Origin of the sequence: Desulfitobacterium sp. (assembly GCF_034927245.1) — a bacterium.
Classification (GTDB): domain Bacteria; phylum Bacillota; class Desulfitobacteriia; order Desulfitobacteriales; family Desulfitobacteriaceae; genus Desulfitobacterium_A.
Genome location: NZ_JAYFQK010000014.1, coordinates 1 through 24,113 on the forward strand (window position 1 = coordinate 1; position 24,113 = coordinate 24,113).

Annotated in this window: 24 protein-coding genes; 3 read left to right on the plus strand and 21 right to left on the minus strand. The window is 42.8% G+C overall.

Annotated features, from left to right (window positions below):
* Positions 1-189: 189 nt before the first annotated feature.
* From VB077_RS04195 to VB077_RS04215, 5 genes are all read right to left on the minus strand, one after another.
* A complete protein-coding gene (locus tag VB077_RS04195) occupies positions 190-1,062 on the minus strand; it encodes a damage-control phosphatase ARMT1 family protein (protein ID WP_323413965.1) in 873 nt (290 codons plus the stop codon).
* Positions 1,063-1,203: 141 nt separating this feature from the next.
* On the minus strand, positions 1,204-1,932 hold the full coding sequence (locus VB077_RS04200) for a potassium channel family protein (RefSeq protein ID WP_323413966.1): 729 nt from the start codon (positions 1,930-1,932) through the stop codon (positions 1,204-1,206).
* 95 nt (positions 1,933-2,027) lie between these two features.
* Positions 2,028-4,250: a heavy metal translocating P-type ATPase gene (locus tag VB077_RS04205; protein ID WP_323413967.1), complete on the minus strand. Its 2,223-nt coding sequence runs from the start codon at positions 4,248-4,250 to the stop codon at positions 2,028-2,030.
* Between the two features lie 32 nt (positions 4,251-4,282).
* Complete coding sequence (locus VB077_RS04210; protein WP_323413987.1) at positions 4,283-4,684, minus strand: metalloregulator ArsR/SmtB family transcription factor; 402 nt, start codon at positions 4,682-4,684, stop codon at positions 4,283-4,285.
* Between the two features lie 84 nt (positions 4,685-4,768).
* Positions 4,769-5,524 (minus strand): polysaccharide deacetylase family protein, encoded by a 756-nt coding sequence (locus tag VB077_RS04215; protein ID WP_323413968.1) that lies wholly within the window; start codon positions 5,522-5,524, stop codon positions 4,769-4,771.
* A 130-nt stretch (positions 5,525-5,654) separates the two neighbouring features.
* Here VB077_RS04215 and crcB point away from each other — a divergent pair, with 130 nt between their 5' ends.
* A complete protein-coding gene (gene crcB, locus VB077_RS04220; RefSeq protein ID WP_323413969.1) occupies positions 5,655-6,038 on the plus strand; it encodes a fluoride efflux transporter CrcB in 384 nt (127 codons plus the stop codon).
* A gap of 177 nt (positions 6,039-6,215) precedes the next feature.
* A complete protein-coding gene (locus VB077_RS04225; protein WP_323413970.1) occupies positions 6,216-6,344 on the plus strand; it encodes a hypothetical protein in 129 nt (42 codons plus the stop codon).
* 133 nt (positions 6,345-6,477) lie between these two features.
* Here VB077_RS04225 and cooS read toward each other — a convergent pair whose 3' ends face one another.
* Positions 6,478-8,391, minus strand: coding sequence for an anaerobic carbon-monoxide dehydrogenase catalytic subunit (cooS, locus tag VB077_RS04230; protein ID WP_323413971.1), 1,914 nt, complete (start codon positions 8,389-8,391; stop codon positions 6,478-6,480).
* Between the two features lie 187 nt (positions 8,392-8,578).
* Between cooS and putP the strand changes: the two genes are divergently transcribed.
* On the plus strand, positions 8,579-10,042 hold the full coding sequence (gene putP / locus VB077_RS04235) for a sodium/proline symporter PutP (protein WP_323413972.1): 1,464 nt from the start codon (positions 8,579-8,581) through the stop codon (positions 10,040-10,042).
* A gap of 66 nt (positions 10,043-10,108) precedes the next feature.
* On the opposite strand, the gene VB077_RS04240 is transcribed toward putP, so the two are convergent.
* From VB077_RS04240 to nosZ, 15 genes are all read right to left on the minus strand, one after another.
* Positions 10,109-10,534: a DUF350 domain-containing protein gene (locus tag VB077_RS04240; protein ID WP_323413973.1), complete on the minus strand. Its 426-nt coding sequence runs from the start codon at positions 10,532-10,534 to the stop codon at positions 10,109-10,111.
* 107 nt (positions 10,535-10,641) lie between these two features.
* Positions 10,642-11,889, minus strand: a complete 1,248-nt coding sequence (locus VB077_RS04245; protein ID WP_323413974.1) for a glutathionylspermidine synthase family protein — start codon at positions 11,887-11,889, stop codon at positions 10,642-10,644.
* Between the two features lie 70 nt (positions 11,890-11,959).
* A complete protein-coding gene (locus VB077_RS04250; protein WP_323413975.1) occupies positions 11,960-12,376 on the minus strand; it encodes a hypothetical protein in 417 nt (138 codons plus the stop codon).
* Positions 12,373-12,837, minus strand: a complete 465-nt coding sequence (locus VB077_RS04255; protein ID WP_323413976.1) for a hypothetical protein — start codon at positions 12,835-12,837, stop codon at positions 12,373-12,375. Before VB077_RS04255 ends, VB077_RS04250 begins: the two co-directional genes overlap by 4 nt.
* Positions 12,838-12,957: 120 nt before the next feature.
* Positions 12,958-13,869 (minus strand): RluA family pseudouridine synthase, encoded by a 912-nt coding sequence (locus VB077_RS04260; protein WP_323413977.1) that lies wholly within the window; start codon positions 13,867-13,869, stop codon positions 12,958-12,960.
* A gap of 110 nt (positions 13,870-13,979) precedes the next feature.
* On the minus strand, positions 13,980-14,360 hold the full coding sequence (locus VB077_RS04265; protein WP_323413978.1) for a carboxymuconolactone decarboxylase family protein: 381 nt from the start codon (positions 14,358-14,360) through the stop codon (positions 13,980-13,982).
* A 136-nt stretch (positions 14,361-14,496) separates the two neighbouring features.
* Positions 14,497-15,477 (minus strand): 3-deoxy-7-phosphoheptulonate synthase, encoded by a 981-nt coding sequence (aroF, locus tag VB077_RS04270; protein WP_323413979.1) that lies wholly within the window; start codon positions 15,475-15,477, stop codon positions 14,497-14,499.
* 16 nt (positions 15,478-15,493) lie between these two features.
* Complete coding sequence (locus tag VB077_RS04275; protein WP_323413980.1) at positions 15,494-16,096, minus strand: uracil-DNA glycosylase; 603 nt, start codon at positions 16,094-16,096, stop codon at positions 15,494-15,496.
* A gap of 126 nt (positions 16,097-16,222) precedes the next feature.
* Positions 16,223-17,371, minus strand: a complete 1,149-nt coding sequence (locus tag VB077_RS04280; RefSeq protein WP_323413981.1) for an acyltransferase — start codon at positions 17,369-17,371, stop codon at positions 16,223-16,225.
* A gap of 253 nt (positions 17,372-17,624) precedes the next feature.
* Positions 17,625-18,548 (minus strand): ABC transporter ATP-binding protein, encoded by a 924-nt coding sequence (locus VB077_RS04285; RefSeq protein WP_323413982.1) that lies wholly within the window; start codon positions 18,546-18,548, stop codon positions 17,625-17,627.
* 13 nt (positions 18,549-18,561) lie between these two features.
* Complete coding sequence (locus tag VB077_RS04290; RefSeq protein WP_416337027.1) at positions 18,562-19,401, minus strand: ABC transporter permease; 840 nt, start codon at positions 19,399-19,401, stop codon at positions 18,562-18,564.
* A 19-nt stretch (positions 19,402-19,420) separates the two neighbouring features.
* A complete protein-coding gene (locus VB077_RS04295; RefSeq protein ID WP_323413983.1) occupies positions 19,421-19,885 on the minus strand; it encodes a nitrous oxide reductase accessory protein NosL in 465 nt (154 codons plus the stop codon).
* Positions 19,878-21,401 carry a nitrous oxide reductase family maturation protein NosD gene (gene nosD / locus VB077_RS04300; protein ID WP_323413984.1) on the minus strand — a complete coding sequence of 508 codons (1,524 nt, stop codon included), beginning with the start codon at positions 21,399-21,401 and terminating at the stop codon, positions 19,878-19,880. The genes VB077_RS04295 and nosD overlap by 8 nt, the downstream gene beginning before the upstream one ends.
* Positions 21,356-21,967, minus strand: a complete 612-nt coding sequence (locus VB077_RS04305) for a hypothetical protein (protein ID WP_323413985.1) — start codon at positions 21,965-21,967, stop codon at positions 21,356-21,358. Before VB077_RS04305 ends, nosD begins: the two co-directional genes overlap by 46 nt.
* Positions 21,968-22,054: 87 nt before the next feature.
* Positions 22,055-23,953 (minus strand): Sec-dependent nitrous-oxide reductase, encoded by a 1,899-nt coding sequence (gene nosZ, locus VB077_RS04310; protein ID WP_323413986.1) that lies wholly within the window; start codon positions 23,951-23,953, stop codon positions 22,055-22,057.
* Between the last annotated feature and the right edge of the window lie 160 nt (positions 23,954-24,113).

Here is a 24,113-nt window from a genome sequence, read left to right on the forward strand (position 1 = left end):
GAACATCTTCAAATACCCCCAAGAAACCGATTTATCTCAATCGTTCAATCAATTACTTCTTTATGCTTAATAATTCAACATTGAGAGATAAATATCCTTCTTATGACGGTCAGGTTAATGGGGTTTTTGCAGTGAAATCAGAAATTAGTCTGTCTTTCGATTAATTATATGTCTATCTTTATTAAGGAGTCAATACCTGCATATTTGATTCCGTACAAAAACCATACAGCCCAAATCAACGCCGACTTTTTTAGCGACTATTTCACATTTCGTCCGAAATAAGAAATAGGTCTTATCACCGGCTTCAGGCGTTGATTCTAACGTCTCAAAATTGGCTTGTCCCTTGCTGATGATCAAATCAGCCCGCTCCATTGCTTCAATTAACTCCTTTGAACATTCTTGGGCAACCGTTCCGAGATACCCATTCCCATTAGTGATCACTTTGGTCACTTCCCCCATACCGACTTGAGTCGCATCCTCTAGTGTGGCATCGTTTAAAATGGGTTGGTCTTTGACAACAAAGGTAACTTGAACTCCCGATTTTTGAAGTTCTTCTACCAGAAGCTTATCAAAGGCAATCTCTCCGGAATTATCGCCGAGAATCAAGACCTCATGGGCACTGAGCAGCCTCTTTCTAAACTCAAGCGAATCATCTCGAACAAAACGCTTAACTAAAGATTCCTGAAGCGTTCCTTCAAGGTCATAATCAGAAAATATCCCCAAATCGATAATATTACCCGCAACTGAAATTTGACAAGCCGTATAAAACGGGTCCTCACTCTGACGGATACGTTCTCTCAATTGAGGAAGAAGAGATAACGCGAGTTCATTCGATTTCTTTTTAGCTTCTTTGAATGGATCATCAATTTCGAGTAACTCGTTAATCTTATGCAAAATAATTGTCGAATTCACGGCAGGGGATCCTTCCGGATCAAGCTCAGGAATCATCGGCAAAATCTGATATATAATTTGTCGTGCTTTTTCTTCAGCACATTCCGTCTGAGCTAATGCATTGATCCCTTGTTTCATATAACAAGGGATACACTCCAGTACAACCTTCAAGATGTTTTCCTCCTGATTAAAAATGAATAGATATTAGGATACCACTTCACAGTATACCGCGTTCTTGTCGATCCCGCCATCACAAGAACGCCTTATCCATGGCTACCGCCCTACCCGCCGCGAATACTCCTGCTTCAAATATCATGGATCCGCGAAGAATACAAGCCCCAATGTAATGATAAAGATAAAGACAAAGAACAGAACTTCAATACTTACAAGCATTCTCGAAGCATTGCTGACCGGAGATAAATCCCCCATACTTGCAGTTGTAAAGGTCGAAATACTAAAATATACAAACGTAAAAATCTCGGAAACAATATCATTCCCTATATTCTCCCCCGTAAAACTCCCCGGGACCAATTGATATTCGAGATTATAAGCAGCGGCAAAATAAATTATAAAAATGGTAATCGCTGAGACCACCGGAATAAATGCGCTAATAATACTTCCATCCGTGGATGTCAACACTCGATACACATAGTAGGAAACCCCTGCCGTCGCAAGTATCGAATAAATGACAATGACAGCCGATCCGACCGGAGCACTCCGAGTAACCTCACGACTTTCAGGACCATCGTCATTCTTAATTCTCCATGTTTTATGGTTAAAAATTAATAGCAGCAAAAAGGATGCCCCTGCTCCGGCAAGAGCAGGCATTAATGGCCAAATATTGCTTGCTGCAATGTCCCGTTCCGTGGCCTTTGGCTCTGAAATTGAGAAAGGCATAAGAGGAGCAGACGCCCCAGATGGCCCAGATGGCCCGGGCGCCCCCTCCTTCTTAACCGGGAAATTAGAATTCAAAGGGTAGGGTTGAGGCGGATACCACACATGCGGTGGGTACTGACCCTTCACCTCGCTCCACTTTCCCATTCCCTCGCCCCCCCTCACTGCTATCATTCAATTCCATATTATTCCACGCCATTTTGTCCCGTTCTTAACATTTGTCATTTCCTTGGGAAAAAACCCTACTTTGCAGTAACCTCTTTAAGATTTAGTTCGGTTGGAGCACTTATTTTGTCAAACCGTATTCCCGGGCTGGTATAACGCCGAACCCGGGTTGCATTAAGAATGGCTAAAAGGGCTACCCCGACATCCGCAAATACAGCTTCCCACATATTTGCCAAACCAAACATCCCCAAAATGATAAACCCAATCTTGATCAGGAGCGCAAAGACAATATTCTGCCAGATAATCTTCTTTGTAAACCGGGAAATTTCTAACGCATTGATCAGCTTTACAGGCTGATCCTCCATAAGGACGACATCAGCTGCTTCAATAGCCGCATCTGAACCCAGTCCCCCCATCGCAATCCCGATATCGGAACGAGTCAGTACCGGAGCATCGTTAATTCCGTCCCCCATGAATGCAACTTTACCCTTACCTTCCTTTTGATCCTTCAATAGCTTTTCCAGCCAAAATACTTTATCCTCCGGCAATAGATCGGCATGGTATTCCTGAATTTTTAATCTGCCGGCTATACTTTGGGCCACTGAAGAATGATCACCCGTTAACATAACCGTTTTAATTCCCGCTTGGTTGAGATATTGAACCGTTTCTTGAGCGCCTTCCCGAACCTGATCAGCTATGACGATAAACCCCGCATAGGTTCCGTCTATCGCTAAATATACTCGTGTTCCTTCTTGCTCTTCCTGCTCCTTTAATCGCTCGATTCCCCGCCCCTCCAGCAAGCTCTTCCTGCCCGCAATGACATCTTGGCCGTCTATTTTAGCGATAACTCCTTTGCCCGAGATTTCTTCATATCCTTCAATTAGGGATGATTCAATTTCACCCTTGAACTTCTTGCGAATCGACTGAGCAATGGGATGATTGGAATGGGCTTCAGCCTTAGCCGCTGCTTCAAGAAGCTGTTCCTCCTTAAACCCTTCGGCTGGTTGAACCCGGGTCACCTCGAATACGCCTTGGGTCAAAGTCCCTGTCTTATCAAAGACAACCGTTTTTAATTGGGTCAAGGCTTCGAGATAGTTTGCTCCCTTAATTAAAATACCGTGGCGCGATGCACCTCCGATTCCACCGAAATAACCGAGAGGCACCGAAATCACTAACGCACAAGGGCAGGAAATAACCAAGATCGTTAATGCCCGATAGAGCCAATGACTAACACTCCCCATTCCCATCAACGGAGGAAGCAGGGCAATCATTAAGGCAAGAATCACTACGCCCGGCGTATAATAACGTGCAAAAGTCGTAATAAATTTCTCTGTTTTGGCCTTCCGCGCGCTTGCATTTTCAACTAAATCAAGGATTTTCTGGACGGAGGAATCCGCATATTCCCGAATGACTCGAACGGTTAAAACCCCGGTCGTATTGATCATCCCAGCCAAAACCGTCTCATCTTTCTCAACTTTACGCGGCACCGATTCTCCGGTTAAAGCGGATGTATCCAGATAAGAACTGCCATTGATAACGATTCCGTCAAGAGGAACTTTTTCCCCCGGACGGACCACAATCTGTTGTCCCACTTGTACATCCTCAGGATCAACTTTAATAATTTGCAGCTGATGAATAAGATTCGCCGAATCCGGACGAATATCGAGCAATGCTTGAATAGAATGGCGTGAGCGGTCAACCGCCCGGTCCTGAATATATTCACCGACAGCGTAAAATAGCATGACTCCTACCGCTTCCGGTAATTGATGAATAGCAATAGCTCCAATCGTTGCTATAGCCATCAGAAAATTCTCATCGAAAACCGCTCCACTGAGAATATTGCGGATCGCTTTTGCTAAGACCTCATATCCGACCAAGATATAGGCACTGATAAAAAACAAATATTCTAAAAAGTGATAATCGGTATCATGCCATTGGGGCGCAAATATTAAACCTACAACAAAGAGCACCGTTGCTAAAGCAATCCCCCAGAGCTTCTTTGCTAAGTTGTTTTCAGACTCTTCCCCATCGGAAACGCGGCCGGCTCTATTTCCATCGGTCAACTCAACCAGCTTAATCCCCGGCTCAATCTTTTCCATGATAGCTTGAGCTTCTTGAACTTCAGACGGAGGAAGATATACCGTTTTCGTCACATAATTGATCGTCGTCTCGCCAAATCCTTCGGCATCACTTAAGGCTCTTTCCATCTTAGCCGAGCAATTAGCACAAAACTCTCCTTCGATGCGGTATTTCACTTTTTCTGATGATGGGTAAGCTGACTCTTTTTTATTCTCTCTCATCCTTTTCCGCCTCTTTTCAATCATCCCAATTTTTATTTCTCGGAAATATGCTCTAAGCCTTGGCTATACAACCCGGAGACATGATCGTCATCCAAAGAATAATAAATCATTTTTCCTTCACGACGGTATTTTATGAGTTTACTGTTTCGCAGCACCCGTAACTGATGAGATGTGGCCGATTGACTTAATTCCAAAAGTTCGGCAAGGTCACAAACACACAATTCACCTTTGCCTAACGCCAAAGCATCCATTATCCTTATCCGTGTTGGATCACCTAATGTTTTAAACAGCTCGGCAAGATCTTTTGCCCGATTCATATCGATGATTTTGGTTGAAAATTGCTCAATAACTTCCGGATGAATACATTCTACTTCGCAAATCAAGTCATCCATTTCAAAACTATTATCTATATCTGATACTTTTTTATCCGTCATCAAGCTCTCACCCCCTCATATGAGTATACGTTCATATATATTATATACATTAGCTTCTCAATAAACAACTACAACTTTTTGTAACTATCTTTTATTCTTCTCTTGTAATGTTGGTATTGGATTTCTTTCTTCAAAATGCTGCAGTTCTGTTAAGGTAACGAAACGGTAGCCCTCATTGCCTAAGCGATCGATGATTGCTTTCAAGGCCCCTACCGTCTGTTCACGTTTTGCTCCCCCGTCATGAAGCAAAATGATGGCTCCCGGGGACACATTTTCCACAACAGTTTCGGCAATTCGGGTAACTCCCGGATTGCGCCAATCTTTACTGTCGATACTCCATAATGTAAGAAGATATCCCTTTTCCTTTACGCCCTGAATAACCTCTTTTGATACAAATCCCCCGGGCGGCCTGTAAAAATAAGTATGCTGCTGCAGCAAGTCAAAAATAACTTGATCGGTCTTCGCAAGTTCTTTAACAAACTGATTCGTATTGTAGGTATGTGAATAACCATGGTTTCCGATTTCATGTCCTTCCGCTTTAATCTGTGAAAGCAGCTCTGGATAGTGTTGAGCATTTTCTCCGAGCACAAAAAAGGTTGCCTTTACATTCTTTTCTGCCAAAACATCAAGAACGAATCCAGTATAATTTGGATCCGGCCCATCATCGAACGTAAGAGCAACCACTTTTTCTTGAGTATTTACCATATAATAAGTTCCCGGTGTGCGTACAAGTGAGGGAATGGATATACTTCGGCTCATAAAGCTTATTCCCAGTATCATAAAAACAGATAGCAATAGAATTCTAATTGTTCTTTTCCTATTAATCAGTATAATTCTCATCCTATCCCCTCCTATATACACCACACCTAAACTATATGCCTTTCATTTCCCGCTAACACCTTTTCCATCCTCAAGATTTGACTCAAAAAGCAAGGGCAGTTAAAATTAAAACGAATTAAATAGAGAGGGTGTGATTAAAATACGTGAGCTTTGGGCAATAGCCCTAGGAGGTGCCTTAGGAGCATTAACACGATATGAGTTAGGACTTTGGATATCAAACAAATGGAATCAAGGGTTCCCTCTTCATACTTTTCTGATCAACATTACCGGAGCCTTTTTATTGGGCTTTCTGAATATACTCTTCATGGAACGAATGACTATCAGTCCGCTTTGGCGTCTAGGAATCGGCGTTGGCTTTCTTGGAGCTTATACAACCTTCTCTACCTTTGGTTTTGAAACTATTACACTTCTTGAAGGAGGAAGCTATGCCACCGCTGCTGCTTACACCCTGTTAAGTATTGTTATAGGCTTTGCGGGCGTTGCTTTGGGTATTGGTCTAGCCCGTATAATCTAAGTTCACTATGCTGTTTTGAACCGCGGCGCAATACTATAACAAACGGCTAATCCTAAGCCCGTTCCATTATCTTTTGTACTCTTCATTTCTTAAAATGTATGTGCTTTCGTTTTGCTGTACATGAAGCTTTGTTTTCTGCTCCATACTAAATGTATTAAAAAGCAAGGATGTGATGAAATGAAGAAATCGGGTGAAATTCATAAAAAGCCCAAAGGCCGCGACAGTGCAAAGTATGAATCTCGAAGCGCCGGCGATAAACAAGAGCAGAAGAAAAAGAATGATCCAAATGTCTTAGATCAATCTTAGTTACCGAAACTCCGGAATTAAACCCAAAAGAGTGCAGCCTCTAGCGTGAGACTGCACTCTTTTTAATGATACTCTCTACCGGAGACTATCGGGCAACCGAAGACTATCGGGAAAGCGGGAAGCGACCGCCTTCCTACTGCAATCCAAGGCCTTTTCGTTTTGAGACAATATGGGCTTCAATGTTATTGGCAACTCCGACCGGATCATCCCCAAGGGCAATCTTCCCACCGGTCAGTCCTTCGACATCTTCCGTTAGAAGCTTAACGAGCTGCGGTCCCCCCGTCACAAAAGGCGTTGGTGACAGATGCGTATAGGCACCGTAGGCTACTGCGAAAACACCATCAATCGTTGCCTTTTGTTCCATCCATTCCGGTGCCGTAACAGCAATCGGCAATTGCGGCACATCGACATTGAGATGATCCGCGAGCGCAGAGACCAACATCGAAATTCGACCCGTATCGGTACACGTACCAAAGCTAAGAACCGGCGGAATCTTTAAGGCACTACAAACCTCTTTTAAGCCCGGTCCGGCTAGGTTAATCGCATCGAGATTACAAAGTCCGGCCACCTCTAAGGCATGATTTCCACAGCCGCCTGCGACAACCAAAATATCTTTTTTAATCAGCTCTTTTGTTAGATTGACCGTGTTCCAGTCATGCGGTCCATTGCGTAAGGTTGAACAGTTTGCTAAGGCAACGACACCTTTAATTTTGCCGGCAGCGATAACGTCAACAAGCGGATCAAGCCTATTGCCTAATGCACCTAAAACTGCCTCAGTCGAAAAACCCGCGATGGCCTTTGTGATCTTCTTCGGAACCATGGGTTTAATCTTGCCGTGTCTTTTATTAAAGTTTTCAATTCCAAGATCGATCAAGGTATTAACCATTTGATCGACTTCAGAGGGATCATAGGGAATTTTATGCTGAAGTCCGGGGATATCAATTATCGTACTGATCGCGACAAGGGTTGCCTGATACTTTTCGGCATACATATCAATGGCCGGCGGCGAGCAGTTTTCTTCCATCGCAATTACATCGACTGTTCCCGTTGCCAAAAGGGGTTCGATGGCTATCCAGTTTCCCATAAGCCCGACAAAAACATCGTCCATTTGAAAACGCTGCAAAAGTTCTTGGCCGGTCTCAATAGAGCCCACAATCCTTAACCCTTTGGCCCCGGTTGCTTTAGCACGCTGCTGTATCTCAGGGGATTTTGCTTTTTCAATCATTGCTGCCCCTGCCCAAGGTTGGTGTCCGTTAAAGACAATATTGACATAGTCCGGGTCCATGATTCCAAGATCCACATTGACTTCATGGGGCATCGGAGTGCCAAAGAGAATATCTTGAACCATTTCTAACCCTATTTGGGAATTATAAATTGTGGCTAAACCTAAGCGCAAGGCTTTAGTCGCAAGTGAAATGTAACTCCCATCCACGTTTGTTAAACAACTGGCTACGCAGTTTTGCTCTTCATGCATCGTTCCTGCGGGATAGAGATGGGTATTGCGCCAAACTTCCTTACGTTTTTGGGGAGCAAAGGCTTCAACCATAAGGTTAGGCTCTTCCACGCCAATTCGTTGTTGATTTTCAAGGAGATCCGCTAATTGGATCGCCATCTGGTTAACATCTTGGTTGCTATTGATTCCGAGTTTTTCGCACATCCACTTCAACTTAACGACATCTTTAATCTTAAACGGAGTTTTTCCCTCAGCTGTTGCTTTCAAGGTTCGGAAGGCTTCGTAAGCATGATGGCTGTATGTTCCCGCACCCATGATATTTTGAAGAAGCAATTTACGCATAGCCATAGCATCAGGCCCAATCCCGCAAACGCCTCGATCTTGTTCGCCCTTTTCATTAATACGGCATGGTCCTTGGGAACACTGCTGACAACTTAGTCCCTGCAGACAGAATTTGCAACGGATTTTTTCTTGAGCAGCGTAGCGATCAAAAACATTAGACATACCATCTTCACGAATACGGACTAACATCTCTTCAACAGAATCATGATAACTTACTCGGCCTTCAATTTTCTCTAAAACGTTTTCGGACATCAAGCGTCCCCCCTTATAATAATCAATACACTCTTTACAAGTTTGCGTAACTCGCCGATTATTATGAAAGAAATTTTAATAATTTCGTATACTTATTCATTTTCCTGTTTAGAAAAAGTTAGGGTTATGCTACTATAATTTACATAGTAGTAAAGTAATATATAAAATTTGGGGGAGGAAACTATTCGTGATTGCTTTTTCCATTATCGTTTATATGATTGGCATGTTGCTTATCGGGTACTACTCTTATAAGAAAACCACGGACCTCTCCGGTTACATGATTGGCGGGCGAAGCCTAGGTCCGGCTGTTACCGCCTTAAGTGCCGGCGCTTCCGATATGAGTGGTTGGCTGATGATGGGCTTGCCGGGGGCTATGTTTGCTCAAGGATTAAGCTCAGGCTGGATCGTGCTGGGTTTGACACTGGGAGCTTATGCCAACTGGCTTTATGTCGCTCCTCGTTTACGGACTTACACGGAAATTGCCAACAATTCAATTACCGTACCCGAATATCTCGGTAATCGTTTTCATGACCGGGCCCACATAATTCGCTTGGTTTCCGCACTTGTTATTATTATCTTCTTTACGTTTTATGTTTCTTCGGGAGTAGTCTCAGGGAGCATTCTTTTCCAAACGACCTTTGGGATGAGCTATCATACAGGTTTATTCCTTATCACAACAGTCGTTGTCGCGTATACCCTTTTTGGGGGATTCATAGCCGTTAGCCTCACTGACTTCGTCCAGGGTCTAATCATGGTTCTTGCTCTTACTTTGGTCCCTGCCATGGCAATTATTCACAGCGGAGGAATATCTTCTTCTTTGAACACCATTGAATCTATCGATCCGACGCTTCTCAATATTTTTACCGGAACAAGTGTTGCCGGGATCATTTCTCTTTTCGCTTGGGGTTTAGGCTATTTTGGGCAACCCCATATTATCATTCGTTTTATGGCAATCTCCTCTGTTCAGGAAACTAAAAAAGCACGCAGAATCGGCATGACTTGGATGGTCTTCTCTGTGGTCGGCGCAATGTTTACAGGGTTGATTGGAATTGCCTATTTCGCTCAACAGGGACTAACCTTAGCCAATCCGGAAACTGTTTTTATCGAGCTCGGTAAAATTCTCTTTCACCCGATCATCACCGGATTCTTGCTTGCGGCTATCTTGGCGGCGATTATGAGCACCATTTCTTCTCAGCTTCTTGTAACCTCCAGTTCCCTGACTCAAGACTTGTACAAACTTCTCCTTCACCGCTCGGCCAGTGACCAAGAATTACTTATTGTCAGCCGCTTAGCCGTCCTCGTCGTCTCCATCATAGCAGCTGCTCTTGCCTGGACTCAGAATGATACCATTCTTAACCTTGTCGGTTATGCTTGGGCAGGTTTTGGTGCCTCCTTTGGTCCCACCATTTTCTTGAGCCTTTACTGGAAACGCATGACCAAATCCGGAGCTTTAGCGGGAATGATCGTTGGCGCTGCCACAGTAATCGGCTGGACCCAAATTCCCAATCTCAAAGCCTCCTTTTACAACCTTTACGAAATAATTCCGGGGTTTCTCTTTAGCTTAATTGCCATCGTCATTGTTAGTCTATTATCAGCTAAACCTTCGGCAGAAATTGAATCAGAATTTGATAGGGCTGCCAATATAGAATAATATCTGAGAATATAAAAAAGGATGGGACCGGAGTTAACTCCAAAATCCCATCCTTTTTGCTGTTTTCTAATAACTTATGAGCGCTGCCATTAAAATTCCGGAGGTTAAGCTTAAGCAAAAAGAAAAAATAGCAACACCGACATTTCCCTGAGGAATCTCTTTACGAATTGATATTCCCGGAGTTAAAAGTTCAAATAAATAATATATAGCGATTAAAAAGACTATACCTGTTAAAGCCCATACAACGAGATCCCATAAGCTGACCGCATGATATATTGCAGATGCCATCAAGAAGGAAATTCCAAGGATTTTCCCTCCCAAATCCAATGCTACGGCTTTGGCTGAAGCCACTTTTAACGGGTCCTCCAAGACATCCCCATCAAACATAATCTTAAATTCCCGGTAAGGTGTGGTTAAGGTGAAAAGGAAGATTGCAAAAACCATCAGAGGTATTGTCACCCCTAAATATTCTAGGAAATTAAGCAAAAACATACGTTTGCCCCTTTCTTTATTTTTAGTCTAGTCTTCTATATCCCACGATGCATGTACTCTATTCGGCAGGATAAGGGCGACTTGGCCTTCTGCCTCGCTGTTGCTCGTCATAAGTCTAGTCTTCTATACCCCGAGGGTAAAAAGAATGATAAATTTCCGGTGATCCGTTCCCCGATTCGTGCACTTACTGCAGATGCTTTTCCACCGATAAGAAAAGATCCCCAGAGCAATCGTCCCTTGTAGGGTCCCTTTACCGTCATACATTTGATCTCTTCCATTTCCGCATACTTTTGATAGATCATAGGCTGTTCCCAGTAAAGCTCCTCCTGATCCTTTTCTAAAACCGTACCGTCAGGCTGAAAGATAGAAACCGCTCCCCCTTCCCGTCCGTAAATAGGCTTAGCTACAAAAGCCTCTTTCCCTAAAAAGGGATTCTCCATATACGTTGGGAGCATATACCGCTCAATGATTTCTTGCTCATGTTCTGTATAAAATTCATTGGCCTCATGCAGTCCCCAAATTAAGGATTGCATGGCCTTTGTTTGGGCGATAAATGCGGCAGGGGGATTAATAATCGCTAATTTTCCGCGAGCAATCAAATCCAGAACATGAGCTCCCGTCGGATAATCATCCTCATCCTTCTCTTCCGCTAACTTTTCAAGGGCATGCAGCCGGTACCAAATATCCACTTTCTGATACTCACCCTCAATCAAGGCATAAAGTTCATCCTCTATGACGCGGAGATCTTTCAGCGGTACAAAGGAACCTTGGAGTCCGGACATCTTCAGCAAATATTGCACCGTTCCCCTATCCTCTTCATGCCAATCTAAGGAGCTAAAAATGATATTCTGGGTTTCATATCCTAATTGCTGATAACGCTTAACGATTTCTTGAAAAGCCTTTGTAAGATCTTGTTCCAGTCCTTGATTGGGATCCCCCGCACCATAAAATTCACATGCTTTACTATTTGCATAAAATGCTTCAACGACACTTGTTGGGGTATCTGCGTTAAACTCAAGCATTTTTATCCCTTGAGGGGTATTGGCAAAATCGAAGCGGCCTATCAGCGTTGGAATTTCCGGCATAATAGGGAGTCTGATTGCCGTATAGGCTTCTTGGGGGATTCCCAGCATCTCCAACAGATCTTCCGGGCTTTGTTGAACCATTAATACCGTTTTGGCATAAATCCTCCCTAATTCTTCTGTGGCATAAGCGATTTCCTTGCGAAACTCTGAGGTAATGTAATGCATGCCGGCTAAGCCATATTCATCCCCATCAATCCAGTCCCATGAGAAAACCTCGCGAATCGATCCATAGAATTGCTCGCGAACCTCCGAATAATTCCCCCTCTGCACTGCTCAACGTTCCCCTTCCTCATCCGGCTCAAATATTGATTCCTTGGTCAAAAAATTTTTCATTCTGATTTTAGCTTATACTTGTTCCGCCGCTGCTTCCGATTCCGCCATGGCTGCCGCTGGATATCCCGCTTTTAGAACCTGAAGATGACGCACCGGTTGAGCCGCCGGAACTCGTTGAACCGGATTTTCCCCACGGAGATGTTCCGGAAATTCCGGCATTATTGGGTTGGGATTTCTCCGAGCTCGTATCCGCTGCCGGATTTTTGACGCCACCCGCCGTTCCGGAGGATACTCCGGAGTTAACACCTGAGTAATAGCCTGAAGAACGGCCGCTAAAATAACCGAGCGGACCGAATGGGCCAAATGGGCTAAAAAGGCTGGGGAAAAATCCGACTCCCGTTATCTGCCTGGAACCGTAACCGACAGCTCCGGCTACAAGAGCCGCAGATAAAAATATTCCGACCATTCGTTGTGTCTTGGTCACTTTACCCCTTCTTCCTTCTCTGATTTTTTAAGATATAAACTAAAGACTTGCCGGTCTTCATCGATTTCAAATGAGGTCCTTTCCCATTCGCAGTCCTGAAAATCAATATATTGGCTGACCGCATAAAGAAGCAAATCCTGCATATTCCCGAATTCAAGAGTTTTCATGACAGGATAAGACTCAGCCTCCTCCTGAAATTCCCGAAGCTCTAAAAGAATATATCCCATTCCCGTAATTTGTCCCGGTGTCTGAGGATGAGGGTTATCCTCTAACTTTTTAACATAGATAACCTGCAGAAAATTTTCTTTAGCCGATGAGGTAACCTCATAAACAATACCTTCCTTGATGAAGTAATCACATAAGCATCTCACAATAACCTCATCCTTGGGAATACGCTCATAGCCATAAAGTGCCGGAAATCCATTTTCTTCATTCAGCAAACGGTACTCTAACTGGACCATTTTCATTCTCCTTCAGTTAAATTAAATCTAACTATTTCTTATTCGTGCTAAATGGAAAATAATCCTTCCCCCAAAAGCTAATACCCCAAAATCACAAGAGTGTATTTTGAGGTATCTTTTCTAGTTAAACAAGCTTATGAATTCCTTGGGAATCTCCGTCTCAAAACGGACATCTTCACCCGTTATCGGATGGCGAAAAGCCAGTACCCGCGCATGAAGTCCTAAACGTCGTATCGGGTTCTTTATTGAGCCATATTTCTTGTCCCCGATAATAGGATGGCCGATGTGCTGCATATGGACCCGAATCTGATTCTTCCGTCCCGTTTCCAATTCGACTTCAAGCATCGAATAATTTTTATTTTTCTTAAGAACTTTATAATGAGTAACCGCCTTTTGCCCTCCGTTTGGGGTTGGGCTTGAATACATAATCAAGGACTTGCTTTCCTTAAGCCAGGACGTAATCGTCCCTTCTGCTTTTGTAACTGAGCCTTCCACAATCGCAATATATTTTCGTTCTTCAACGGTATTCTTCCAGTTGTCTTGTAATAACTTTTTGGTTTTTTCACTCTTGGCAAAAAGCATAACCCCTGAAGTATCTCGATCCAACCGATGGACAATAAAGATTCGATTTTTAGGGTCTCTCTTTTTAACATGGTCACTTAAAATACTATATGCCGTGTGTTCTTTTTCTTGGGCCGTGGAAATGGATAACAACCCCGCCTCTTTAACCATAACAACGAGGTAATCATCTTCAAAAAGGATTTCCAGCCCACGCGGCTGATTTTCTTTTCGTACTTTATTCCAGAGGATTGATACCTGCTGACCCATTGCCAGGGGATGATTATATTGAGATACTGCCTCATTATCCACAAGAACCTGATGATTAGACAAGAGGGACTTAATATTATTTCGACCTTGATCAGGCAGTTGCTTAAAAAGGAATGCCATCAATTCAGTCGGTTCTGTTACCTTGAAAGAAGCAGGATTCATTTTTCTTTTTTTGTGAATAAACGAATGATGTAAATTAGACATTATTCTACCCCTTACTCGCAACGTTAGTAATTCATTATAGCACCCTAAAATGTGAAAGTACAAAAAAAGGTTGAAGGAAAACTCCTCCAACCTGACACCCTGTTTTCGACTTACTTTCCCGGTTTAATTATCATTCCATTATTAAAATGATTCATAGAACCAACCAAATCAATAACGGAAAGAATTTCAACCTTTTGTTTGTCCGTAAAGCCGGCATCTGTTAACTGTTGTGAATACATCGTAATGCACATCTCGCAATTATTCAATACGGAAACAGCAAAAGCAATGGCCAGCTTTGTTTTCTTATCCAGCTCAGGTGAACCCATAACCGTTTGCATTTTCTGTAAAACTAATTTCATATACTCCGGATGATTCGCCATGGCTTGAAAAGTTGGAGGCACAGCTCCTCCGGACATTTGTTTCACTTGTTCATATACGGCTTTAATTTCGCCCTCGGCTTCTTGTTCTGAGATTGATTTTACAATAGTCATTTAAAATCTCCCTTCGCTTTATAATGTCCTCATTTAATTCGCTTACAACATTACGTCAGAAAAACGGGGTCACTCTATACCCATACGGGGTATATGCGCATATTATAATATACAATTATTATTTACGCAACTGTGACTAAATAACCTTTTCCGTCTTTTGCGCATCTTTACTTTTTAGCTTACATTTAGCAATTTCTTGGGCAGTCTTCATTCTTTGGGCCAACAGTTCGGCGATATCCCGGTCAATCTCATCCATTCGATTTCTTAAGAGCTGTAAATCGTTAAGTGTTTCCAACGAGCTGGGTCGAACCAGCCTGCGCCCTATGGCTTTAGCAATCGGTACAAGTTCTGCGGAAAGCTGCTCGAATTCATTAGGCGTCAAAGATTGATCCCCATCGCTTTTCGCCGCTTCGGGATGGGGATGCATTTCAATCAGCAATCCATCTGCCCCTCCGGCAATTGCCCCTTTCGCTAAAGGAGCGATCAAATCCCTTCGACCGGCAGCGTGGCTGGGATCGACGATAATGGGCAAATGCGTAAGCTCTTTCATTAAGCCTACCGCACTTAAATCCAAAGTATTTCTGGTACTTGGTTCATATGTTCGAATTCCCCGTTCACAAAGAATAACTTGGGAATTTCCGCCGGCCAAAATATACTCTGCCGAGCTGAGCCATTCCTCAATCGTTGCCGATAAACCGCGTTTTAAGACAACAGGCTTTCTTAACTTGCCAACCCATTTAAGCAGTTCGAAATTCTGCATATTGCGTGAACCAATCTGGAGAATATCGACTTGATCCGCCAAAAGTTCTAAACTGGTCTTGTCCACAACCTCTGTAATGGTAAGCAAGTCATATTCCGCGGCGGCCTTCACCAAATAATCTAGGCCTTCCTCGCCAAGTCCCTGAAAACTGTAGGGAGAAGTCCGAGGCTTAAAAACGCCACCTCTTAAAACTTGACCTCCCGCCGCTTTCACGCCTTTGGCGGCTTCAGCCATTTGAGCTTCGGATTCCACCGCACAAGGGCCGCCCATTAAAATGACTTCATTTCCGCCAAAGATTGTATTTTTGACTTGAACTTTCGTTCTTTCATCTTTTAAACTAACCAAAGGCAAATTCATCCGGAAGTTCTCCCTTTCAAATTTCAAGCGTTTCGCTTTCTTGTTCAAATGCTTTAACAGCCCTGCTGATTTCTTGAAAGTCTTCCCAAGCCGGTCGTTTAAGATTCGGATTACGAAGAATAGCTGCCGGATGATAGGTTGGCATCATCCTTACCTTCCCCCGTTCAAACCATTGACCATGCACTTGATTCATTTTGAGATCAGGGGCGAGTATGCCATGCGTTGCCGCTAATCCCAATAAAACCATAAAATGCGGACGAAGAATTCGATACTGTTCGCGAAGCCAAGGTAAGCAGAACTTCATCTCCTCCTGGGTCGGGGTTCGGTTATTTGAGGGTCGGCATTTAACGATATTCGTAATATAGATTGTATTACGCGGCAGATCAGCTGCCTCAAGAATGCGATCCAAAAGCTGCCCGGCCTTTCCTACAAAAGGGCGTCCTAACTCATCCTCTGTCTGTCCGGGGCCCTCTCCTATAAACATAATTGGGGATAAAGGACTTCCTTCACCAAACACAACTCCACGGCACCCTGCCCGAAGATGGCAGTTTTCGCAAGCCAAGGTTTGATGCTTTAATTCTTCAAGATCTTTAATTGTTGAATTAAGCTCATCTGCCATAAATTATTCCCTCTTTTCCATAAGGATATTTCTCTTTTTATGACAGAATTCCTTCCTTAAAGATAGAAAGGGATCGTTCTCAGTCCGAGAACGATCCCCTTTGCTCGACGTATCCGTTTAATATAATTATTTCATGTCGACCGGATTAAATTTTCCCTTTGTGATCCATTTGCTATGATATTTCTTTTTCGTTCCCAGAAGATATTCTGAAAAGGGCAGCAAGCTAAGAAGCTCCGTTAATTTAAACGTAATTAAAATTGTTAAGATAAAAACTATAACTCCTATTGCTAAAGGACTTTCGATCGAAGAGAACCGTGTAAAGTACTTAAAAACAGCTTGCAGAACAATGACATGAGCAAGATAAGCCGTATAGGTATAGTTGGATACTTCTTTTAGTTTGAAGTATAATTTATTCTTTTCTTTCGAAATATAACAAGCGAAATTATAAAAAACAAAGATCGAACAAATCATAAATAAAACATAGCTGGTCTCGTAAAAATATCCGGTAGAAACGGCATGACCCGGAATTGCATTACAGACTTCAACATAGTAGTTATACAACAATAAAGGAATATAGGCGATCAGCATCTGTTTTTGATAACGTTTAATCCACGTTTTAAATTTTGAATGTCTGAGGATTATATAAATTCCAAGAACAATATATATCGACCACAAAATCGGCGTACGATCCAAAAACCGCTGTTCATTTTCCGTGGGATAGGTAAAGAGGAACTGACCCACCCAGTTAGTAACATCATTATGTTCTAAAAGGAATATATAAGCCAATGTAAAAAAGAGAAGGAAATTCGCTTTAAAGACCTGACTTCGCTGAGAAATGATCTTGGTCAGACCTAAAATAAGAGGGAAATAAAGATAGATCCTCAGCATCATCGACATATACCACAAATGGTATCGTCCTGTTCCCGCTAAAAGCTGTCCCCAAAAAGGGCCGAAAGAAACCTCCCCATATTGCTTAGCATCCCAAATATTTAAAGCTGTCCAAATCACATAGGGAATAACCGTGTAAATAAACCGTTTTTTATAGAATTGTGTCCAATTTACGGGTTCGGTATGGGTATAAATCATCATCATCACGGCTATGGTGATAAAAATCGGCACCGCAGGCTTAGCTACTACATAAAGGAAACTTAAGACGAGCGAATCCGAAAAGCTTACACCTTCCCGCCAAGCAAACCCGCCAAAAACATGTTGAGCCACTACAAATATAAAACCAATAATCCTCAGAACATCAATTTCTTCAATATGCTGCTTCATTTATCTTGTCGCCGCTTCCTAAGCGTTATATTCAATAATTTATATTACCTCAAATAGTCATGATTTTCTACAATTTTCTACACCCAAATTTGCGGTAATTACAAAGCTGCCCAAGACGTACAAAGGTACTTTCTTAGGCAGCTTTTTTCCGGTGGGTCAAGTCCTTTTCAAAACCGAAGAAAAACTCGCCGGCAACCGAATGCTTGTTTTTCGGTGCCAAAGCGAGATTAATGGTTTCTCCAAGATTTTTAAATTAAAATATAGCGCAATTGCGCATGACTTCCTGATAAACAAGGTCTAAGCCCGGTTCATCCACCGAAAAGTCCTCTATTTTAATACCCTTATCCAGCAATGTTTTTAAAACGTCCATTTTGTCACGAGAATCACAGTAACAGGTCATTGTATTGTCTTGAATCTCAAACTTTCCGAACCGACTCGTAAATTGTTGTTGAGAAAACCACGTTTCGCTTGGATCCCCGGACACTTTAATTTTAATTTTTGTCCTTAATTTATATTTTTGCTGAAGCTCTGCTAGCGATCCATCGGCTACAATTGATCCTTTATTCATAATCGCCATGTTTCCGGCTAATTCCTCCACATCGGCAAGGTTATGTGATGAGAAAAATATCGTTGTCCCTTCCTGATTCCAGTTGCGAATCATTTGCTTCAATTCCATAATTCCAATAGGATCAAGACCTGTCGTTGGTTCATCCAAAATAAGCAATTTAGGCCTATGAATAACGGCTTGTGCCAAGCCTAATCTTTGCTGCATTCCTTTGGAAAATGCCCCTACTCTTCGATGCATGACATCAGCTAAACCCACCTGTTCCAAGACCTCTTCACAACGCTCAGGCTGAACCTCTTTGAGTTTTGCATAAAAGCTTATCGTTTCCCAAGCGGTTAAATTCGCATAAAAATTCATTCTCTCCGGCAGATAGCCAATGATTCTTTTAATATCCTTACTCTTTTGCCTATATTGAAGCCCATCAATCCATATTTCCCCTGAAGTCGGATTAATCAGACCAAGAACCATTTTGATGAGCGTTGATTTTCCCGCGCCATTGTGTCCAAGGATAGAAAAAATCTCTCCTTCTTTAATATTCAAGTTAATTTTATTGACAGCCACGAAATCGCCAAAGCTTTTTTCTAAATCTTTCACCTGCAATATTTCGTTCATTTGTTATTCACTCCTAATAATCCTGTTTGCGGCTAAAAAGGTATACTGCGCAAGCCAGCGGTATAATAAGCCAAAGTAAAAGGGTCAAAGAAAGTAACACCATCCCCGAGCTCGTGCTCATTGTACGCGTAAGGACAGCAAGAGTCGGGCCAAAGGTTTCCTCCCCGCCTAACTTCAAAATAACCAATACTCTGACCATATCGGCAGGATTCATCAAAAGAAGCGCAAAGAGAAGGGGCACAACAATTGTTATCGTTTGTAAGGAGGCCACACCAATGGCTAAGAAGTCATAGACGAGAATCATAAAGAACCAAACCAGAATAGCTAGGGCAACCGCTTGCGAACGGCGCGAAGTCACCACCGATATAAGCAACGAAATACTTAGAAAAATGAGGGCTAAGATAATAGATAGCAGGACAAACAGAAGATAATCCGTAATATTTAAGGTTCCCGTTTTCCAAGCAATAACTATACCCGCACCGCCAAACCCTGCCAGAATCGAGGCAGTTAAAGCTAAAGCCAAGCCTAAAAATTTCCCGATAATTACTTCACTTTTACTCACGGGCTGAGTCAAAAGAACATGAAGTGACCCTGCTTCTTTTTCCCCGGCGATGGATGCCGAACCGATTACCAAAGCAATCAAAGGAAGTAAATAAAGCACCAAATTTAAAAGGCTTGCCGTCACCCGATTAAACCCTTGATATCCCCCGACTCCCATACCCGATAACCCGAAAAACGAGATCAGTAAAGCTAATAGCCCGAAAATAACGGTGAAGGTAATGAGCCAGCGGCTGCGCATTGATTCCAATAATTCCTTTTCGGCTACCACGATAACATTTGATCCATTCACCATTTAATAAATCCCCTTATCATTAAAAATTGATCACCTGCTTGCTTGACAATACCTCTTGCCATTCTATGACCTTCATCCCTGAAAACTTTTGGGCAAAGGTTTGGGCAGACTCTTGAGAATCGAAAGCCGCAATTCCATAACTCATAGGAGTACTGATCGCCGCGCCCTGAACATAGCTCGCATCCTTAGCCGAAATCCATTCCAGCGTATCATAATCGATCACATAGATCGCAGCATCCTTCAGTTCCTGCTCCTGGCTGTGCTTTTTAAGATACAGAGCAAGGCAGCCCAGATCATCGAATTTTTCCACTTGTCCGGCCTTAGGTATAATTTCACCGGCAAAATGGATATCACTAATCGTCATATTACAGCTTGAGCATATATCTAAACTCGAATCAATAGGGCGCGGTGAATAATCAACACTTGCACAACCGGTTAAACTCAATAGGAGAATGAGGATAACGGCTCCTAATTTTCTATACACGACTTATCCCCCTTTTTCCGCCATGCCTCTTTACTTTACCCTTCTTTGAACTTATCCTAAAAGCCCAATTAAAAATCGATCCTGCGATAAAAAGCATAGCCATGGAATAAAAACCCAAAGCTTTATTGGAAGTCCTTTTAGCCGTAAATTCATTCACAAGATCCGGGTTAGGCATAGGAATGGGTTCAACAACCGGGTACTCATCTTTAACCATGGGTATATCAATAATCGGGAACATTTTTTCGGAAAATTCTAAAGCCGAAGCAGCCGGACTATTGAGAAATAAACGTACCGCCGGGGCCTTTTTCATAAGAAAGGTAAATGGGTCCCCGCTGAGATAGGGAATATCACCGATACCGTCACGATCCAAATCAAATCCCGAATAATCGTTCCAATAGTTGCCTTGTCCATTCTTCGCAAAAAGGTTTCCTTCGCCCACGCTACCCGCGATCATCGCAACTTGCTGAAGATTGTCTACCAAATTATTGTTCACAAAAAGGTTATCCGAGGAACTTGAGATAAGATCTATACCCACATCATTGGAAGCAACAAGATTGTTTTTAAATACATTATGCAAAGATACATCAAAAAAGGCCCCCCGGGTATTGTCGATAATCACGTTGCCTTCTGCCAAACTATCATCACAAGTCGAAAATAAGAGTCCATAAGATCGTTGTCCTCGATTGTGGGCAAATACATTGTTTTTGAAGGTAATATTCTTGGAATACATTAAAGCCGCACCGGCGATATTATCGGTTAACCTATTCTCTTCAAATATATTACTATTTGAATACATGTAATGGATTCCATAACGGACATGAGAAATCCGATTTCCGGTAAGTTGATTGTTCTCGGCATAATTAAAATAGATGCCATCTCTTGTTTTCTCAATCGTATTGTTGTTTACCTTATTTCCCGAAGCTGAGAAGAGATGGATGCCATCACCGCTCTCGCCTTCAAAGGTTGGATGTAATCCTGCATTCTCGCTTATGTCCATATCCGTTTGTTGTTTTAATTTGTTTTGAGCTTGCCTACCTGTAATCTCATTACCTTCAAGGACGTTTTGTGAGGCTTTATTAAGATAAATACCAAATAAGTTATCCTTCAAGCAATTTTCTTTAACCTCGTTATGAGATGAAAAGATCTTAATTCCCGCGTCCGAATCTTGTATTTTGCGGCCGCTGCCTCTCACTTCAAAACCCTGGAGTTTAACCCCATCCGCTTTAATCGTAATCGTGTCGCCAAGCCCTTGACCATCGATCACGGGATGATCAACCCCGATCAGCTCAACAGGTTTATCGATAATCAGTTGACCTTCATAGACACCGGGCTGAACCCTAATCTGATCCCCGGGCAAGGACATCTCGATCGCCTTACTGATCGAATCAATGGGGCCGGCCCGATCGACATCGATGGTTTGTGCCTGAACGGGCCGATTACTCGCGAGAACCAAAAAAAGGACGCCTAAGATCAAGACCTGATATCGTGCTTGACGGTTACCTCTTTCTTTTCGCATACGTTAAACCTCCATAATGCAATCACCATCAACACAATACTTAAACCCAAAAGGTAACCACCCAAATTAAATCCGGTGTGAGTCACGAAATTCGCGACTTTATTGCTTCCAATCATCGGCGGAACAAAAGGAGCAACCGTGATCGGAGCCGAAGGCTCTAAGTCAGTCCCATACTGATGCAGCCAATACCAAAGATCATAAATTCCTAATCCTCCGCCTATACATAAAAGAAAAAGATTAAGGGTTCCAATCCATGCTCTTTTTGTTAAAGCTGCAATCGCAGCCAAGATCGCAAAACCTATGGCCAGCTTAGACATAAATTGGAGTTCCGGGAAATCGGATTCCGTAATTTCCTTCATACCAATGTAATGATTTAGATTATTAATAATATCGATTCGGCCTCCGATTTTGTCCATGTACACATTCATGGATAACCCTTCAGGATATTGGGGCGCCTCTAAGTCCAGATGCCATAAGGGGAAGAAAATACACGCAATCAAACAAACACCCGCTAGCAAAAAAAGGATTCTTCCCGGCATAGTTAACTTACCTTTAAATAATTTCATTTCGTAGTCCTCCCATTACCTCGATGATTCTTAGTTCAAAGGGCTGCTGCACAAAATTCCGTGCAGCAGTCCTTTTCTTCGTATGCCTTATGATTTGGGTTTGACTAACATATATCCTTGCATTTCTTGGTGTAATGCCGAACAGAAGTTCGTACAATAGTAGGGATAAACTCCTGCTTTATCGGCCACAAATTCAAGCTTCTGCGTTTGCCCCGGTTGAGATTCACAGTCGATATTGTAAAGCATAATCCCGAAACCATGAGTAATATCTTCATCAAAGTCTGTATTCGTGATATACCAGGTTACATGATCACCTTCGTTTACTTCGACCGTATCGGGATAGAAGCGGCTTCGGAAGCCCATCATGTACACCGTAACATTATTGCCGTCACGTACGACTCGGGCATTTTCCTTGTCGTAAACCGCACCCTCTCTAGTTTCATCCTTCGGATAGACTTCAAAAGTCTTTATCTTATCCGCTTTGATCATTTGCGCAAAGTGGGGTTCGGGATCGACCGGATTATCAAAGAGAACTTTCATCTTATCTGTTGTCAAATCAATAAGCTGCATACTCTCCGGATGAGATGGGCCGACCGATAAGAACTTGTCTTTAGCCAGCTTATTTAAGGAAACGAGGTATTTCCCATCAGGCTCTACGGTATCCCCTTCGGCTGCTGCAAGGTGACCGGGGCAATAATGGACCTGAACCTTATCGGTTACTTTATAGTCGCTCAGACTCCACTTGGCTACCGCACTTTCTACAAACAGGCTGGTATAAGCATTCCCCTGATCATCGAATTGTGTATGGAGAGGTCCTAATCCTACTTCGACTTCGGCAACACGCGTCTTGTCATAGTTCACAATGGGAAAGCCTCTTTCTTCCCCTTGGAAATCCTGATTATCAATACACTCTTTAAATTTATCGAAACTAAAAACCGTCACCGTAGGTGATAACTTCCCATTACCCACAAAATACTTACCATCAGGTGTTACATCCACACCATGAGGACTTTTCGCACAAGGAACTAAATAGATAGAACCCGGAACATCTTTCGGATCGATGACTTTTGCTCCGCCAATTTCTTTGTACTTCCCGTCTTTGGCTGCTTGTTCAAGCAGCTTCCAGTTCAGGGCTACAATATAATCTTGTTCCCTCTGTGAAGATTCAACTTCCAATAAATGATAAGCTTCTTCTGTGTTATAAGTTGTCAGGAAACACCAGCCTTCACTCTCCCCTTTACCCGCATCGGAGAGATCATAGGACCAAGGCGGCAGCAAGACTTCCCAACCGACACTCATATTTCCATCATCCGGATTGATGGCTACCGCTGCCATCACACCTTTATAATCTTGCTTGAAGTTATCAAGCTCGGAATAGGTACCATAGGGGATCGGCCCGGCAAAGCGCGAAGCCATCATAAAATATTCTGAGTTTGGCGTAAGAAAAACCGAGCCATGCGGACCATAGACATTCGGTACCGGTCCCAGAATTTGCTGCGTAGTGAACGAATCCAAGTTGACACGAGCCACCCGGCTATTGGCATTATCATTGATAAAAAGCCAACGGCCGTCATAATCCCCTTTCGTTTCGCTGAGGGCCGGATGGTGAGCATCTCCCCAATCGTAATCGCCCAGCATTTTCTTGGTGTCTTCCGTCCAACCATAGCCCACTGCAGATTCCTTATTAAATACAGGTATCGTCCGAATACGTCTCATTGACGGTACACCGTAAACAAACAATTGACCGGAATGTCCGCCCGAGGCAAATAAATAATACTCATCAAGCTGACCGGGTGGAACATAGGTTTTTAAGGCTGAATCAACAACATCCTCAGATACACCTGCTTTAGTGGCCTTTGTTCCTCCCTTGCCTATCATTCCCACTCCTCCCGGAGTTAACTGGGAAGAGATTGAATAAGCCAATAAAAGTCCTGCTACAAAACCGGCAACAGCAATAATAGCTGTTTTCACTTTTCTCTTTTGCATATTTACCTCCACATTATTAAATAGCCTCTCGGCATTCGCCGAGGTAGATAGCTCAAGACTTTGCTTGAACCATCAATATTGAATTCCTCCTACTTTTCGGTAGGGGGTTTTCATTTTTGGAAACACCAAATTGGAAATTCCCTCAGAAAATTTTTATTGC